Raw genomic sequence first — 16,328 nt, 5'->3', positions numbered from 1 at the left:
CTAATAACAATATTATACAGCAAACCTGAATAATACTTAGTCGAAAAAGGGTTATAGGTTACCTTTAACAACCTAAATACATTATATAAGGAAGTTTATATGAATCATTATCTTACTGATGAAAAGCCGAGTAAGGCGATTATTAAATTCGCCCTGCCTATGATTATCGGTTCACTTTTCCAACAGGTCTATACTTTAGTAGATTCTGCTGTCGTTGGTAAATACGTTGGCGAAGCAGCACTTGCTTCTATTGGAGCAAGCTTTGCCCTAACTACCATTTTTATTTGTATAGCAGTAGGAGGTGGGGCAGGAGCTTCAGTTCTTATAGCAAGATATTTTGGATCAAGAGATTATAAAAGAATGAAAAGTTCTATTTATACATCCATGATAGGATTTTTATTCCTATCCTTAGCTCTTTCGATATTTGGACTAATATTTTCTGAAAAATTAATGGCTATCTTAAATACTCCTGCAGATATTATGGATATGTCGATTCTTTATTTAGACATTTATTTTTATGGCTTGCCATTTTTGTTTATGTATAATATTATATCAGCCCTCTATCAGGCTCTTGGAGAATCAAAAATCCCCCTATACTTTTTGATATTTTCATCAGTATTGAATGTGATTTTGGATATTTACATGGTTAAAGACTTAGGATACGGTATTAAGGGAGCAGCTTACGCCACCCTCCTAGCCCAAGGTTTGTCAGCTATTTTTTCTTTTGCAATTTTTATAAGGCACTTGAGGAAATTTGATGTGGAAATTGACAGGGTTTTTGACCTTAAGGAGCTAAAACTTGTCACAAATCTTGCCCTTCCATCAATTTTACAACAATCAACCATTACTATCGGTCAGCTTCTCGTTCAATCAGTTGTAAATTCTTTCGGTGTAGAAATATTGGCAGGCTTTTCTGCAGCAATGAGGATTGAAATCCTAATTATAGTTCCAATAACAAGCCTTGGCAACGCAGTTTCTTCTTACACTTCTCAAAATGTTGGAGCGAGAAAACTAGAAAGGATAGGAAAAGGACTAAGAGCATCCTTAAGCTTAACCATTTGTTATTGCCTCTTAGTTTTAATAATACTAAGAATAAATTATCCTGCCATAACGGCTTTTTTTATGAATGAAAACTCTTCAGCTCTTGCCATAAACACAGCCAATGCCTATCTAAAATTCATCGCTTTTTTCTTTATCCTAGTAGGAAGCAAGCACTGTGTTGATGGATCTTTAAGGGGAGTGGGAGATGTAAGAGTCTTCACCCTAGCAAATCTCATAAATCTTTTTGTAAGGGTATCTTTATCTATAACCCTTGCCCATAAAATAGGAGTAGAGATGGTCTGGTACGTAGTTCCCTTAGGTTGGTTAGTTAACCTCATAATTTCATCCATCTATTACGAAATAATTAAAAAAGATGATTTTAGCTTAAAGTTTTAGGAGAGTTAAAGAATTTAAGTCTTTAATAAAGGGAATATATTTTATGAGATGGATAATAAAAATAATCTTTTTCCCAATCAGCTTCCTGCTTAGTATTCTCACTGCCTTTCTGACATTCTTACTCGGAATAGGAACGGCACTGCTATATTTGCTGATGATGTTTTGCATATTTGGAGCAATAGCATCTTTCTTACAAAAAGAAGTTACCATCGGAATCGAAGTATTGATTATTGGATTTTTAGTTAGTCTATACGGCGTACCAATGATTGGAGCATATGTTGCATTAGAAAGTAAGCCTTGTAAATCCCTGAAAGGCTCTAAATCCACTTGATAAATTTCCTTTTCCAAAACGCATTTGTGGATGAAATGGCTCATGTTTCTACACTTTGAAAGTTTTCTTTTCTCTTCAAAAAGAGCTTTTTCTTCTTCAGTTAGTTTAATTTCAAGTCTTTCGTTTCTTATTCTATTTGCCATAGTTAGTTCCTCCTTTGAGTGTATTTCGGGGTCTTAGGGTTCTCCCTAACAAGTTAAAAATTGATAAAAAAAGAAGCAGATCCCAAAGGGCTGCTTCGTCAATTTTTCGTAAGTGTCCGTACACTTACTGTGCTTGCTACAAAAGAACGATTAAGATAGCAAGCATTAAGCATATTTTCAGAACAGTATATCAAATTTAACAAGAGATGGGAAGAGGGAGGCTCATATTTATGGTATAATAGCAAAAAATTATCAAGAAGCGAGACAAAAGGTATGGAGTTAAATAGAAAGAGTATTATCGAAAACGCCTACAATGGGTATATTTTTTCGGAGAAGAAAAATGTTGATAATGCGAAAGTTTATCGTTTTAGAAACGAAACGGGTACAGGAGAAATGCGTTGTTATGATTTGCTTGAAGGAATTCAATTATCTTATAACAACTTAAATATGGGAACAACACATCAAAAAATAACACCTAAAGAAGGAATCTTACAAATTGATCATTGCCTTGAAGGGTGCTATGAATTTAAGTTGGAAAATAATGAACGCGCATTTATTGGGAAAGGAGATTTAAGTGTTTTAGAACTTGGGAAAGTACCGTTTGAAAACTCTTGTATTCCCATGAAAAAATATGTTGGGCTTTCTCTTTTTATTGATATGAGTATAGCACAAAAGTCCATTTCAAAATATTTTCCATATGGAAATATAGATTTGTTTGAAATGCGGGATAAGGTGTGCAAAAATGGGGCGGCGTTAATTATCCGCTCTCGTCATGAAATCAATCATATTATTGGTGAATTATATAGGGTTGATGAGAGGATACAGCTTCCATATTCAATAATTAAAACAATAGAACTATTACTATTTCTGAGTTTAGTTGAAAGTAAAGACACACATAAACTTCCATCCTTTTCTGAGCCTGTGTACGAAGCAACTCAAGAATGCTACAAAGCTCTTATGGAAAATCCTTTTGACAGATATTCTATTTCTGAACTGGCAAAAAAATATGCAATTTCTGAATCAAGTCTTAAAAGATGTTTTGCTTATATAACCGGAAATTCAATAGGCAGTTTCATTAAAAAAAACTTGTCTTGAAGCGGCAGCAGAGTTACTAATTCATAAGTCAAGTATGTCTATCGGAGAAATAGCGGATTTAGCAGGATACTTAAATCAAGGCAAGTTTTCTTCAGCTTTTAAAAAACATTTTGGAGAGCCACCACCGGAGATAGGCACTATAAGGGCCTATCTCCGGTGGTGGCTCTCCAAAGAGGGCATTATTGCCCCCCCAGTTGAACTGGGGGATTTTATCATTCCTATTCGGTGCCATAAAATGGGCGCCAGAGAAAAATTCCCTGACGCTCGCTTCTTGCCCAACTAAACATGATTGCTATTATGTAGAAAAAAGCAAGGGGATTTTCGAATATGTCGAAATATTTTCCTTCTGCTTTGCTAAGCACAAGAGAAAGAAGATGATATTTCAATAGTTTATAGAGGAACTTCTCTAAACAGAATGATTTGTTATATCGTTTTTATTGATTTTTTTTGCTGTGCCCACTTCCGATATTCAGAAGGATATAGACCAGTACTTTTTTTGAAGTCTCTTGAAAAACGACCAGCATTACTATATCCAACAGCCAGAGCAATTTGCTCAATTGAAAAATCGGTGGAGCAAAGGAGATTTTCTCCCTGAGATAAACGCCGCTGTTGAATATATTCCGTAATGGTGCAGCAATAGACCTGCTTAAATGTAATTTTCAACTTTGTTGTTCCCATGCAGGCAATGCGCGCTAGTTTATCTAAAAGAATTTTTCTGTTGTAATGATCGTTGATATACGCAGCGACATTTTCAAGAGATTTTATATCCTGTGATGAAATACGGACTTTCCCTCTTTCTGGACTCTTTTTGTTATGTTCGACAATCAAAGCTACTGCCTCGAAAACTTTACTTTGGAAGAATAGTTTTGCGGCCATTCCATCTCCATTATAATTCCAGATTTTGCGTAACAGAGAAACCATTTCAGGGAAATCATTTGCTTGATCAATCTCGCGAAATGCTTCATCTGGATTTATATATTCATCTGGAAATGCTTCTTTTAGATACTTTTCATAGTAAGCAGGCATAATCTCTATACCAATCGTCCGAATTGGTATGTTTTTATGAAAAATTGCCTTGTATGGGTGCTGGCCTCCAAAGAATGTTTTTATACATCCCGCGGTAAGGCGCCGGTAAGGCATGATTTCTTCACCAGATACAGATTCGTAATAGGTGATGCTTAGGCTCTCCGGCCAGTTTAGGCTTTCCTGATCGAAAAATTCATCCTCGTAAAAATAGAAATCATGTATTTTGATATTAAATAGGTTTTTTTCACCGTATATCCAATAAATTCCCTCTCCAAATGATTCAGGCAAACAATAAAAGTTTCCAATAGAGCTAAATTTTCCATTTGGTGGCATTTTCTGAAAACCACTTTTTATCAACATAGTATTGAATTGAGCAGCAATATCGGACATAATCATCCTCCTCAGACACATTAGACATACTTTCAGACACATCGGACGACAATGGGCTGAATGTGTTGCGAAAGCAAATCAGTTCATGTATAGTTTTTTACAGCGGTTAGCTGGAACTAATCAAAGCCTACCACATTGATTTTAGAAAGTCAAATGTGGAATATATCAAAATGGAGGAACAAAAAATGTCTAACACGAAATCCGGTCTTTCTGTCAAAGAACTTATCGTAACAGGTGTCTTTTCCGCAATTATCTTTATCTGTATCAGCCTTAGCGGTGGTGTGTTTGCGATGATGCCAGCACTCACTTTCTACTATCCTGTCGGTGCTGCTCTTCTTGCTGGTCCAGTGTATTTGCTTATGGTTGCGAAAGTACCAAAGAAAGGCCCCATTTTTATTGCAAGTGCGCTTATGGCAATCTTTTGCTTTGTAACAGGTATGCACATTGGAATGACAATCGGCTATTTAATTGGTGGAGTACTTGCAGAAATTGTCGCACACACTGCAAATTATAAAAGCAAAAAAATGAATATTCTTTCGTATGTATTCTTTTGCTTGGGTGGAACTGGCACATATATTGCATATTTTATTAACCCGCAAACATGGGTAAATACTATGCTGGAAAAAGGAACGACACAGGAATATCTTGATAGTATGCTTGCATCTACCAGTTGGATTGTACTTGTAACAATGTTGATCGGAACAATAGTGATTGCTTTGCTCAGCGGTTTTGTTGGAAGCAAGCTATTAAAGAAACAGTTTGAAAAAGCGGGTATCACAGCATGAATATACAGTACACAAAAATTCATAGTGGATTGTGTACGTTTGATCCACGTACAAAAATCTTGTTACTTGCAATCACTGTATTTGCCGCAACGATGGCTCCATCGTTGCGGCATGTATGGCTATTAGTGTTATTCATCACACTTTTTGGATGCACATGCGGGAAAGCCAAACGCTCTTTATGCCATCTGATCTTTTTTGCTTTATTTTATTTACTGACCCTTTACGTTCTCTCTCTTGAAACGGGTGTTGTATATACGATGTTTGTCGCATGGATGGGGCTTTTCTACAAAGTGTATCCTTGTGCAATGCTCGCTGGAATCATACTGTCCACAACGAGAGTAAATGAATTTCTGACAGCAATGAATAAAGCACATCTTTCTAAAGGAATATACATTCCGTTGGCGGTTATGTTGCGATATATTCCGACAATTCAAGAAGATTGGCACTATATCAAAGACGGTATGCGTTTAAGAGATGTATCACTTTCTTTTAAGGGTTTTATTCATCACCCTGGGATGACAATTGAGTGTTTGTATGTCCCGCTTTTAATGACTGCGTCCAAGGCAGCTGATGAACTTGCAATTGCATCTGTAACAAGAGGCATTGAAAATCCTCATTCACGGACCTGTCTGATACAAATCAAATTTAGAATACAGGATATTTTGGTAATCATTTGTTTCTTGTTTCTTTTGGCGTTGAACGCAGGTGAGATTGGAGGTGCGGTATGATCCAATTCAAAAATGTTGGCTTTGCCTATGCAGGGACAACCGCTTCCGAAATCGGAGTAAAACATATTGACCTATTTGTAGAAACAGGAGAATGCGTTTTGCTTTGCGGTCGTTCTGGGTGTGGTAAGACAACAATTACAAAATTGATTAATGGACTTATCCCTAATTATTTCCCTGGCGAGTTAAATGGCGATGTACAAGTGGATGACCTGAAGGTTTTTGAAACACCTACATATCAACTTGCTGAAAAAATCGGATCTGTATTTCAAAATCCGAGGACCCAGTTCTTTAATGTAGATGTGGACAGTGAAATCGCATTTGGAATAGAAAACGCGGCTGTCCCACCGGAGGAATTGCATCGTAGACTTGGAAATACTCTTGATGTCTTACATATCCGTCATTTGCAGGGACGAAATATATTTGAATTATCCGGGGGCGAAAAACAAAAAGTTGCCTTTGCGTCTGTGTATGCAATGGACCCGGATATTTACTTGTTGGATGAGCCGTCTTCTAACTTGGATATGGCCTCAATAGCGGACTTAAAAAAATATTTGCAGCTTCTGAAAAAAGCGGGAAAAACAATTTTAATTGCTGAACACCGCCTTTATTATCTTCTTGATATAGCAGATCGCATTGTATATTTGTCAGAAGGGGAAATCCAGGCAATTTGGACGTCAGCAGAACTCAGAAAGCTCTCGGATGTTGAAAGAAAGAATATGGGGCTGCGCGCTGTGGCGTTAGAAACTGTGTATCCCGTTGTTGCCAATGTTCCAATTCAAAAACCTGTACTGGAAATACAAGATGTATCACTATTTTACAAAAAGCAGATGATTATCAGTCACATCTCAATGCAGGCTTCTAAAGGTGAAATCATTGGCGTTGTCGGATGCAATGGAGCTGGGAAAACGACATTCCTTCGTGCTTTATGTGGGTTGCATAAAGGATCCACAGGGAAATTCTTGTGGCAAGGCAATGCACAAAATGAAAAGGAACGCATGAAGCGATCTTTTATGGTTATGCAGGATGTTAACTACGAATTGTTTGCAGATAGTGTAGAAGCTGAATGTACGTTTGGAATCAGATACACTGATCCTGCGCTGGTGAAAAGAGCATTAGATGATTTGGACCTTCTTTCTGTCCGTAAACGGCATCCGAACACACTTTCCGGAGGACAAAAGCAGCGGGTTGCTGTAGCCGTTAGTATGATATGCGGTAAGGAAGTGGTGGTTTTTGATGAACCAACTTCGGGTCTTGATTATGACAGCATGGAGCAAGTTAGCAAATTGATTCAGGACCTTGCAAAAAATAAAGTCATATTTGTTGTCACTCACGATTATGAATTTGTCTGCCAAACATGCTCGCGTCTGATTCGCTTTGATTGTCACGTTTTGGCAGATGATATTCCCGTTTGTATAGAAAACAAGGAAAGAATTTATGCACTTATGGAACAGGGGGAGAAAAAGTGATATGGAGCAGAAACAAGAAAACCCAATAAAACTTCTTTTGTCATGGTCGGGGAAAAGTAAACGGTATCTTTTTGCGTCCGTCGCCTGTGCTTTTGCAAGCGGCTTATTTGTAATAGGGCCGTATATTGGCATTTATAACCTTATGGATGCGATTTTATCCGAAAATATAACACAACGGTTATTGGTGAATAATATCGTACTGATTTCTGCAACAACTATCCTGCGTATGATTACTTTGGCTTGTTCAGGCGTTCTTTCTCATAAAGGAGCTTATGGTGCATTATATCGTGTACGTTGTATGATAGTGGAACATTTGGCAAAAGTTCCGTTAGGCGTACTGGATGATCATAGCACGGGAGAAATCAAAACTGTTTTAAATGAGGATATTGAAAAACTGGAACTATGCCTTGCTCATAATATTCCAGAGTTGGTAAGTTATCTCACTGGTCCGATAGTCATTTTTATTTATTTAATGACAGTAAACATTCCATTAGCGATAATTTCTTTGATTCCCCTTCCGATTGCAGGAATTGTTATGATACATCTTTTTAAGGGTATGTCAAGTATCATGCATGATTCAAACCAATCTCTTATTGCATTTAATTCGATTATGATTGAGTACATTCGCGGAATGCGGTTAATTAAAGCCTATAATATGGGAAGTAAATCGTTCAAAAAATTCTCGGATGCCATTAAAGAGGAAAACAGAGTATGGAATTTGATCTCGCGTAAAATGGGACCTCCCTTTGCAATTTTTATTATTATTCTGGAATGTGGAATGGTTCTTTTGGTTCCTATTGGTGGAATGCTGTTTTTAAGAAATTCTATCACTTCCAGTGTGTTTTTGCTTTTCGCTTATGTTGGTTCTCTATATTTAACTGAGCTACTTCCACTTCAGCAGTTAGGAACAACCTTTGCACAGGCATTGAATGGAGTTACTAAGACAAAGGAAATACTGGAGTTGCCTGTTTATGAAAGCGATGGGGATTTTCCTACACATTGTGATATTGCCGTTAAAAACATTTCCTTTTCATATGATGGGAAAAAGAATGTTCTGGAGAATTGCAGTTTGTATGTAGCTGAAGGAGAGAAAATAGCTCTGATTGGTGTTTCCGGTGCTGGTAAAAGCACAGTCATTGAGCTGATCTCCCGATTTTACGATGTGCAGGAAGGTCAGGTATTAATCGGCGGTATAAATGTAAAAAACATAAACTATGAAAAATTGCTTCAAAACATATCCATTGTATTTCAAAAGACGTTTTTGACCCGCGACAGTGTTTTGGAGAATATCCGTATGGGCAGTAACGCCACTCTGGAAGAAGTGAGGGCAGCCGCAAAAGAGGCACAGATTGATGATTTCATCATGTCTTTGCCAGATGGATATGATACGAAAGTAGGCAGTTTTGGCTCCCGTTTCTCTGGCGGAGAAAAACAAAGGATAGCGATTGCAAGAGCTATTTTAAAAAATGCTCCTATTCTGATATTAGATGAAGCCACAAGTGCAGCCGATCCCGAAAATCAGTTGGAAATAGATCGGGCAATTGAGAATCTTTGCAAAGGGAAAACCGTTTTGATTGTCGCACATCGTTTGGGTGCAGTTAAAATGTGTGATAAAGTGGCAATTGTCGAAAATCACACGATAACCGATGCAGGCACCCATGAAGAAGTCCTTTCCAGAAATAATTATTATAGAAAGGCATGGAGCGATTACAATGCTTCAAGAAAAATCGTCTATGGCGGGAAAGGAGATGAAGCATAATGAAAGAAACAGGGCCATTGCATAAAAATATCCACTTTAATATAGGCGTGATATTCACGGTTATTGAAGGTTTTCTTTCTGGATGCAGTTATATGACGATTTACCTAGTCATTCAGATCCTGCTCGGCAAGAAAACAACTACAACAGACATCTTAACGATCACAGGAATTCTGTGCGTAGTCTATGCTTTGCGAGTGCTTATTTACAGTATAGGTTATACACAGAACCAGATCGGCGGGGCTGCCGTTTCAAAAAATCTTCGCCTTTTCCTTGGAGATAAATTTAAGAGGATTCCTCTCTTTCGCTTCACACATGGGCAGGTGGGGCAATATGTAAATACAATGACGTGCGATGTAAATAGTTATGAACAAATATTGACACACAAGGTAAGTAACTTGACCAAAAATATTGCTCTGGCCGTTATGGTTATTGTATTTATCTGTTATTTGTATCTGCCCGCAGGAGGGATCCTTTTGCTTTCTACTTCCATGCTGATTCCTGAAATGTGGCTTTCTTTCCGAACGGTAAAAAAGTATGGAACCAGAAAAAATAAGGTTTCATCTGAAACAGTAAGCAGCATTGTGGAATATATAGAAGGTATTCAGACGTTTCGTGCATACGGCGTGGCTGGCACAAAAAATAAGGCAACCACAGAAGCAATGCAATTGTTCAGTCAGGTCAGCTTTGAATATGAAGCACATGGTATTCCCATAAACTTTGCTTTTAACATTATTAACTGGCTTATGGTTCCTTTTATTATGTTTATTGGGATTTCTCCGTGGATGGCAGGAGAAATTCAGACGATTGATTTTCTGCTTTTATGTATGCTCCCTATGTTGCTGGCAAAGCTAATCGGGGCAATTTCAGTAGATTTGTTTAGCTACAAAAACCTTGTGATTTCAAAAAACAATATTTTAAAAGTAATCCATGAGCCAGAAGAAAACGGCAGTACAGAACCGTTCACAGTTAAGAATTATGAGATTGTTTTTGATAATGTGGACTTCTCCTATATTCCTGGCGAAGCAGTTTTGAAGGAAACTTCCTTTATAGTTCCAAATCAGAAATTGACTGCAATTGTTGGTGATTCCGGTTCCGGTAAATCCACCATCTTGAACCTGATCGCCAAATACTATGAGCCGACTGGCGGCGAAATCCGTATCGGCGGTAAGCCAATCAGTCCTATATCCGCTGAGCGTGTGTTGGAACAAATTTCGATGGTAGATCAGGATGTATTTCTCTTTGATGATACCATTCGTGAGAATATCCGGCACGCCCGCCCCAATGCCACGGACGAGGAAATCGAGGCTGCCTGCCGGGAGGCTAATTGTGACGGCTTCATCCGCAAGATGGAAAAGGGATACGATACGCCGACCGGCGAAAACGGAAACCTTCTCTCGGGTGGTGAGCGTCAGCGAATTTCAATCGCCCGCGCTATCCTGAAAAACAGCCCGATCCTGCTTTTGGATGAAGCAACGGCGTCCCTTGACATCGAGAACGAACTGGCAGTAAAGCAGGCCATCGCCAATCTGCTGAAAGAGAAAAAGACTGTGGTAATGATTGCTCATACCCTTTCCATCGTCAAAAATGCAGATCAAATCCTTGTGGTATCTGGCGGAAAGATTGCTGAAGCCGGTACTCACGATGAATTGCTGGCTAAAGGCGGAAAGTATGCGGCCATGTGGAACGCCGAACAGAAATTATCTGCATAAGGGAGGTCTTAATGAAACTTCATGCGTCCGGGGAGGACTATCTGGAAACCATTCTTGTTCTTCAAAAGAAACTCGGTATGGTACGCTCCGTAGATGTGGCTCGGCACATGGAGGTGTCAAAGCCCAGTGTGTGCCATGTAGTAGCAACCCTGCGGGACGGTGGCTTTCTCACGATGGACAGCGACTATTTCCTGCACCTGACCGAGATCAAAGCTTATGGTATCAGATACCTAAGAGTAATCTTTATCGGTTCCCTCTTTGTAAATTTTACGCAGTCCGCAAACATGGTTATGCGTGGCGAAGGTCTAATGAAAAAAGCCATGATGATAATGGGACTTGGAGCTTTACTGAATATCATTCTTGATCCGATTTTAATGACAGTTATGGGTGAATACGCCATTGAAGGTGCTGCCCTTGCAACGATTACAGCACAGTTTGTTCAGGCGGTTGTAACGCTGCACTACTTCCTGAAAAAGAGTAAAGTCGTTAAAATTCATAAGATTAAGTCCGATGAAGAAATAAAAAAAGAAATGTTTGGAGTAGGCTCATCAGCTATGATGATGCAGCTTCTGCTCATGATTCAACAGACTATGCTTTATAAAATGGCATTTAAGTATGGCGGAGATCCAAACGGAATTTTGATGGCAGCATCGCTTCGTGTATATGCCTTTTCGTTCATTCCACTTTGGGGAATGAGTCAAGGATTGCAGCCTGTTGTCGGAACAAACTTCGGAGCAAAGCAATATGACAGAGTAAGGCAAGCAATGAAGGTATTTTCTATCGGAGGACTTGTTCTTGCAGCAGTCTTTTGGATTCCATCATTGCTGTTATCAAGTCAGATACTTTCCTTATTTGGAGTAGAAGCAAGTATCATAACACAGGGAGTTGGGAATTTCAGACTGTTCTATTCCGTATTTATTTTATATGGAGTAATGGTCATGAGCATTACATTTTTCCAATCTATTGGGAACGGAAAGAAAGCGGGGATTATTGTTATGCTTAGACAGCTATTCCTGTTTGTCCCTTCAATGATTCTTTTGCCAATGGTATTTGGAGTAAAAGCTGTTTGGTTCACACAGCCCCTTGTTGATTTTATTATGATTGTTGTTGGAATCTTCATGATGCTTGGAGAACTAAATAAGATGAGCAAAGAAAAAGTACAAGCATAAGATTTTTTATTATGTGCGTGGATACCTGAAATAGTAGAAGGGCTTAATTTATGAGGAATAGTTAGCTGTAAAATGGAGGGACGGGATATGATAGAGGCTGTATATTTTTTTGAAGTTATAACTCAAAACAAAATCCTTCCTTTTTCTTATAAAATTTACAGTTGCTTGTCTTTCCATATACTCGTCTAAACAATTAAATATAGTAAAAGAAAGAACGGATTTCTTTCATTTCAGAGGACTTCTTATGCCAAGATGCAGGAGTCCTCCTTTTTTGTCTGAAAAACAAATAGACAAAAAAGAAATGGAGGAAACCTTATGGCAAAAGAGTATTACCTTTATGTTAGAGGGCAAAAGATAAAAGTCAGTGAAGATATTTATAAAGTCTACTGGCGAGAACGAGAACACGAGAAGTATTTAGAGCAGGTGGACAGAAAAAACCACCTGCTTTTCTTTTCCTCTTTGGATCATGATGGACATTTTATAGATAACATCGCTGATGAAAGCGTTGATGTAGAAAAGATTGTTGAAACACAGATGATGATTGAGGCAGTCAGAAATGCTATATCAAAACTAAACGATGAGGAAAGGGACATCATAGAGCGATTATATTTCAATGATGAAACGCTATCAAGCATAGCGAGAGGTAAGAAAGTGAGCTATCAAGCTATACAATGGCGAAAAAACAATATTCTTAAAAAGCTAAAGGTGCTTTTAAAAGAATTCATAAAGTAAACGCCTTGTAGATGGGGGCAGATTTTCCTTTATAAATTGAAGGGAGATCTGTCCTCTTAATTTAATTGAAGAATTATTTTCAAGAATTACTTAAAAGAAAATCTCTCTGAAAGCCAATAGGCAATTGTTCCTTGACAACTGAATAGACCAAGGTAGGACTTTATCTACTTGTGGAGGATTATGACTTACGCCATGACCTTTCTGCTGAGAATAATTTCGGTTTAATGAATACTGAGTAAATCAAGGAAACAAGAAAGCGAGCGATAAATAAGAATACATAAAAACAGATTTGGCAACCTGTTCAATGAAGCAAGTAGTGATAATGATACTTCAATAGTTTAAGCCGGCTCGTCTGGAATAAGAGGCGGAGGTGAGATTCCTATGTTGCTGCCAAGCACCTATCAATGTCGTAAAACCTTAGATAAAATTATATGAGGAGGATTTAGAATGAATAATGAACTATTAAGATATAGCCTCCAATTATCTATGCTGTCTATGTTACTTTCTAAGCACTTGCTCAGTGATATTGAATATAAAAAGATAAAACTAAAGCTGATGAAAAAGTATAATATCTCTACAGAATTATATTTATAATGTTTTGCAAGTGTGGTATAATAGAACTGCATAGAAAGATACAAAAAGGAGGCAGTGCAGTGAAAAAGGATGTTAAAGTTATTAAAGGTGATACCACACTGAAAAGAACTGCATCAGGGTGTGTTCAACGCTCAATAAAGAGAGTGGCAGCTTATTGCAGAGTTAGTACGGATACTGAAGATCAGATTAATAGCTATAATTCTCAGGTAGAGCATTACACAGAATTTATACAGAAAAATAAAGAGTGGACTCTTGCCGGAATATATGCTGACGAGGCGATAACAGGAACACAGGTTGATCGAAGAATTGACTTTCAAAGATTAATAAATGACTGTATGAACGGCGATATAGATATGATAATTACAAAGTCTATATCAAGATTTGCAAGAAATACATTAGACACCTTAAAGTATGTAAGAAAGTTGAAAGAGTTTAATGTTGCGGTCTTTTTTGAAGAGGAAAACATAAACACCTTAACAATGGACGGAGAGTTGCTTTTAACAATTTTAAGTTCAGTTGCGCAACAGGAAGTAGAGAACATTTCAGCCAATGTCAAAAAAGGTTTGAGAATGAAGATGGAAAGAGGAGAAATGGTAGGCTTTCAAGGGTGTTTAGGCTATGACTATGATCCGGAAACTAAAAGCATTTCTATCAATGAAAAAGAAGCTGAGATTGTAAGATATATTTTCAGAAGATATATTGAAGGTGTTGGCGGTATGGTAATCTCCAGAGAACTTGAAGAACAAGGATATTTATCGCCAAGAGGAAATAAAAGATGGACGGAAACAACAGTTTTAGGAATCATAAAAAATGAGAAATATAAAGGGGATCTTATGATGGGAAAGACCTATACGGTTGATCCTATTTCAAAGAGAAGATTGGATAATTTCGGAGAACAGGATAAGTTTTATATAGAGAACCATCACGAGCCAATCATTTCGGAAGAAGATTTTGAAAAAGCTCAAGGTATTAGATTAAGAAGGTCAAAAAACAGAAATACCGTTGCTAATAATGGTGGTAAGAGAGAAAAGTATTCAAGAAAATATGCTTTTAGCAGTATGCTTGAATGTGGATTTTGTGGTCATAATCTTTCAAGAAGAAATTGGCATTCGAGTTCAGAGTATACAAAAGTTATATGGCAGTGTGTCAATGCTACTAAAAACGGAAAGAAGTATTGTCCGCATAGTAAAGGGATTGAAGAAGAAGCCATAGAAAAAGCATTCATGGAAAGTTATCGTCAGGTATGCCACAATAATGTTGAAATTACTAATGAATTCCTTAAAACTGTGGAAGAAGAATTGAAAGACAACAGTTTAGCTAAAGACCTGAAGAAGATAACAAATCAACTTGATAAGATACTAAAGAAAGAAAAGGATCTTGTTGAATTAAGGCTGAATGAGTCAATCAGCATGGATATATATCAGGACAAGTATAATGAAATAGCCATTAGCAAAGAGAAATTACTTGCAGAAAAAAGGACTTTAGAAGTAACACTTACTGATGAAAAAGCATTGAAGAAAAGGCTTGAGGGTTTTAAAAAATTACTTGAATCCAATAAATACCTTGAGGAATTTGATAGGGCAGTATTTGAAAGTATAGTAGATAAAATCATCATTGGGGGAACTAACGATGAAGGTGAAATTGATCCTGCAATGATTACTATCATATATAAGACTGGAAAAAAAGATTCTCAGGACGGAAGATTATTTAAGAGCAGAAGAAAAAATGCCAAGGAAGTTAATGAGGAAACTGACAACAAATTGTATCCTCATTCAAGCGACGAGGTTAATAATTTGTATTCCTATCCTATTGACAACACATGTGGAGACGGTTGCACTTTTGTCCAAACTTAATACAGAGCACCATTTGGATATATAAATAGGTGAAGATGAATTGTCTAAAATTGATAGACAAGAATTTATTACAACGAAAATTAAAAGAATATATAGATATTGCTGGTGAAATAAACGAATAAAATTTAAAAAAGGTACGGGGGTGCGGACAAAAAGTTGGACAGTTTTTATGCAGCAAATCCAAGTTTTCTCCTATACTCTACAGGACTAAGATTTCCCAATGACGTTTTAATACGCTCTTCATTATACCAAGAAATATAATCATTAAGCTCCTGCATGAATTCAAATATGTTGACCCCTGACCAATCCTTATTGTAAAACATCTCGGTTTTAGTCTTCTAAAAAAGCCTTCACAAGCAGCATTGTCGCCAGTACAGCCTTTTTTAGACATGGAGCGAGTAAGGCCCGCCTCATCCATACGCTGAATCCAACCCGGCCAACGGTAGTGACATCCACGATCTGAATGGACCGTGGGATTCTCATCGCTCTGAAGAGTGTCTATTGCTTTCTCCAGCATCTCGTGAACTAGTTTAGCGTCCGGAGAGACGCTGATTGACCATGCGCAAACCATACCGTCAAAGCAATCTACGATTGGAGACAGGTAGACTTTGCCGGCCGGTATGGCAAATTCTGTTATATCAGTAAGCCATTTGCTATTCGGTTGCTCTGCATGGAAGTCGCTCCGGATTAAATTAGGAACAGCTGGGGAAACCTCATCCTGATAGGAGTTGTACTTCCTCCGCCTTTTTACGGTAACTACAAGATTTTCTTCGCTCATGATACGGCGGACAACCTTATCTGAAACGGTAATGCCCTCACGCTGAAGCAAAGCATGAATGCGACGATAACCGTAACACTTTCGATTTTCGGCAAAGAGCTCTGCAATACGAACTCTTAAGCGAGTATACTTATTCGGCTTCTTGCGTGTTGCCTCTTGATAATAATAGCTGCTCCGAGAAAGATGCAGGATTGACAGCAATTGCGACAACGAGTAGCGGTTCTTTAAGGCGTCAACGATCGTTGTCTTTTCCCTGTTGTTCAGGTTTTTCCGGTTGATGCCCGGGTCTTTTTTTATGACTTTGATCGCCTCCCTCAAGATATCTATCTCCAT

14 protein-coding genes and 2 pseudogenes are annotated in these 16,328 nt (G+C 37.9%); 12 read left to right on the top strand and 4 right to left on the bottom strand.

Annotation, left to right across the window (positions count from 1 at the left end; all coding sequences use genetic code 11):
* The first annotated feature begins 99 nt into the window (after positions 1-99).
* Together J2S72_RS08175 and J2S72_RS08170 are read left to right on the top strand one after the other, a co-directional pair.
* The gene (locus J2S72_RS08175) at positions 100-1,437 is read left to right on the top strand and encodes an MATE family efflux transporter (RefSeq protein ID WP_023055087.1); all 1,338 of its coding nucleotides are present in this window, start codon (positions 100-102) and stop codon (positions 1,435-1,437) included.
* A gap of 43 nt (positions 1,438-1,480) precedes the next feature.
* Complete coding sequence (locus tag J2S72_RS08170) at positions 1,481-1,768, top strand: CD1845 family protein (RefSeq protein WP_081696559.1); 288 nt, start codon at positions 1,481-1,483, stop codon at positions 1,766-1,768.
* Here the strand turns inward: J2S72_RS08170 and J2S72_RS08165 are convergent.
* Positions 1,714-1,911: pseudogene (locus tag J2S72_RS08165) on the bottom strand (plasmid mobilization relaxosome protein MobC); the annotation flags it as partial. The gene J2S72_RS08170 and the pseudogene J2S72_RS08165 sit on opposite strands and share 55 nt — an antisense overlap.
* A gap of 273 nt (positions 1,912-2,184) precedes the next feature.
* Here J2S72_RS08165 and J2S72_RS08160 point away from each other — a divergent pair.
* Both J2S72_RS08160 and J2S72_RS08155 read left to right on the top strand, forming a co-directional pair.
* Positions 2,185-3,006 (top strand): AraC family transcriptional regulator, encoded by an 822-nt coding sequence (locus J2S72_RS08160; protein ID WP_023055089.1) that lies wholly within the window; start codon positions 2,185-2,187, stop codon positions 3,004-3,006.
* 34 nt (positions 3,007-3,040) lie between these two features.
* Positions 3,041-3,289, top strand: a complete 249-nt coding sequence (locus J2S72_RS08155) for a helix-turn-helix transcriptional regulator (protein WP_023055090.1) — start codon at positions 3,041-3,043, stop codon at positions 3,287-3,289.
* A 140-nt stretch (positions 3,290-3,429) separates the two neighbouring features.
* On the opposite strand, the gene J2S72_RS08150 is transcribed toward J2S72_RS08155, so the two are convergent.
* Positions 3,430-4,422 (bottom strand): helix-turn-helix domain-containing protein, encoded by a 993-nt coding sequence (locus J2S72_RS08150; RefSeq protein ID WP_023055086.1) that lies wholly within the window; start codon positions 4,420-4,422, stop codon positions 3,430-3,432.
* A 185-nt stretch (positions 4,423-4,607) separates the two neighbouring features.
* On the opposite strand from J2S72_RS08150, the gene J2S72_RS08145 reads away from it, so the two are divergent.
* The 8 genes from J2S72_RS08145 (at position 4,608) to J2S72_RS08110 (ending at position 15,217) form a co-directional block, all read left to right on the top strand.
* Complete coding sequence (locus J2S72_RS08145; protein WP_023055085.1) at positions 4,608-5,207, top strand: MptD family putative ECF transporter S component; 600 nt, start codon at positions 4,608-4,610, stop codon at positions 5,205-5,207.
* Positions 5,204-5,935 (top strand): energy-coupling factor transporter transmembrane component T, encoded by a 732-nt coding sequence (locus J2S72_RS08140; RefSeq protein ID WP_023055091.1) that lies wholly within the window; start codon positions 5,204-5,206, stop codon positions 5,933-5,935. Before J2S72_RS08145 ends, J2S72_RS08140 begins: the two co-directional genes overlap by 4 nt.
* Entirely contained in the window at positions 5,932-7,401 is a 1,470-nt protein-coding gene (locus J2S72_RS08135; protein ID WP_008901340.1) for an ABC transporter ATP-binding protein, read from the top strand. The genes J2S72_RS08140 and J2S72_RS08135 overlap by 4 nt, the downstream gene beginning before the upstream one ends.
* Position 7,402: 1 nt before the next feature.
* Entirely contained in the window at positions 7,403-9,160 is a 1,758-nt protein-coding gene (locus tag J2S72_RS08130) for an ABC transporter ATP-binding protein (RefSeq protein ID WP_008901341.1), read from the top strand.
* Positions 9,160-10,869 carry an ABC transporter ATP-binding protein gene (locus tag J2S72_RS08125; RefSeq protein WP_023055084.1) on the top strand — a complete coding sequence of 570 codons (1,710 nt, stop codon included), beginning with the start codon at positions 9,160-9,162 and terminating at the stop codon, positions 10,867-10,869. Before J2S72_RS08130 ends, J2S72_RS08125 begins: the two co-directional genes overlap by 1 nt.
* A gap of 11 nt (positions 10,870-10,880) precedes the next feature.
* A complete protein-coding gene (locus tag J2S72_RS08120; RefSeq protein ID WP_307495315.1) occupies positions 10,881-12,038 on the top strand; it encodes an MATE family efflux transporter in 1,158 nt (385 codons plus the stop codon).
* A gap of 315 nt (positions 12,039-12,353) precedes the next feature.
* On the top strand, positions 12,354-12,770 hold the full coding sequence (locus J2S72_RS08115; RefSeq protein WP_023054985.1) for a sigma factor-like helix-turn-helix DNA-binding protein: 417 nt from the start codon (positions 12,354-12,356) through the stop codon (positions 12,768-12,770).
* Between the two features lie 653 nt (positions 12,771-13,423).
* Positions 13,424-15,217, top strand: a complete 1,794-nt coding sequence (locus tag J2S72_RS08110) for a recombinase family protein (protein ID WP_307495314.1) — start codon at positions 13,424-13,426, stop codon at positions 15,215-15,217.
* Positions 15,218-15,384: 167 nt separating this feature from the next.
* On the opposite strand, the gene J2S72_RS08760 is transcribed toward J2S72_RS08110, so the two are convergent.
* Together J2S72_RS08760 and J2S72_RS08105 are read right to left on the bottom strand one after the other, a co-directional pair.
* Entirely contained in the window at positions 15,385-15,495 is a 111-nt protein-coding gene (locus tag J2S72_RS08760) for an IS3 family transposase (RefSeq protein ID WP_370869449.1), read from the bottom strand.
* A 92-nt stretch (positions 15,496-15,587) separates the two neighbouring features.
* A pseudogene (locus J2S72_RS08105) lies at positions 15,588-16,328 on the bottom strand (IS3 family transposase); the annotation flags it as partial.

Source organism: Peptoniphilus koenoeneniae (genome assembly GCF_030812875.1).
In the GTDB taxonomy this organism is placed as follows: Bacteria; Bacillota; Clostridia; order Tissierellales; family Peptoniphilaceae; genus Peptoniphilus_B; species Peptoniphilus_B koenoeneniae.
The sequence above is the reverse complement of the archived record's forward strand: the minus strand, read 5'-3'. Positions and strand labels throughout refer to the sequence as shown.

Excerpts from the sequence above, each read along its gene's own strand:
- J2S72_RS08175 (WP_023055087.1), top strand. The coding sequence starts at position 100 with ATGAATCATTATCTTACTGATGAAAAGCCGAGTAAGGCGATTATTAAA.
- J2S72_RS08170 (WP_081696559.1), top strand. The coding sequence starts at position 1,481 with ATGAGATGGATAATAAAAATAATCTTTTTCCCAATCAGCTTCCTGCTT.
- J2S72_RS08160 (WP_023055089.1), top strand. The coding sequence starts at position 2,185 with ATGGAGTTAAATAGAAAGAGTATTATCGAAAACGCCTACAATGGGTAT.
- J2S72_RS08155 (WP_023055090.1), top strand. The coding sequence starts at position 3,041 with ATGTCTATCGGAGAAATAGCGGATTTAGCAGGATACTTAAATCAAGGC.
- J2S72_RS08150 (WP_023055086.1), bottom strand. The coding sequence starts at position 4,422 with ATGTCCGATATTGCTGCTCAATTCAATACTATGTTGATAAAAAGTGGT.
- J2S72_RS08145 (WP_023055085.1), top strand. The coding sequence starts at position 4,608 with ATGTCTAACACGAAATCCGGTCTTTCTGTCAAAGAACTTATCGTAACA.
- J2S72_RS08140 (WP_023055091.1), top strand. The coding sequence starts at position 5,204 with ATGAATATACAGTACACAAAAATTCATAGTGGATTGTGTACGTTTGAT.
- J2S72_RS08135 (WP_008901340.1), top strand. The coding sequence starts at position 5,932 with ATGATCCAATTCAAAAATGTTGGCTTTGCCTATGCAGGGACAACCGCT.
- J2S72_RS08130 (WP_008901341.1), top strand. The coding sequence starts at position 7,403 with ATGGAGCAGAAACAAGAAAACCCAATAAAACTTCTTTTGTCATGGTCG.
- J2S72_RS08125 (WP_023055084.1), top strand. The coding sequence starts at position 9,160 with ATGAAAGAAACAGGGCCATTGCATAAAAATATCCACTTTAATATAGGC.
- J2S72_RS08120 (WP_307495315.1), top strand. The coding sequence starts at position 10,881 with ATGAAACTTCATGCGTCCGGGGAGGACTATCTGGAAACCATTCTTGTT.
- J2S72_RS08115 (WP_023054985.1), top strand. The coding sequence starts at position 12,354 with ATGGCAAAAGAGTATTACCTTTATGTTAGAGGGCAAAAGATAAAAGTC.
- J2S72_RS08760 (WP_370869449.1), bottom strand. The coding sequence starts at position 15,495 with ATGCAGGAGCTTAATGATTATATTTCTTGGTATAATGAAGAGCGTATT.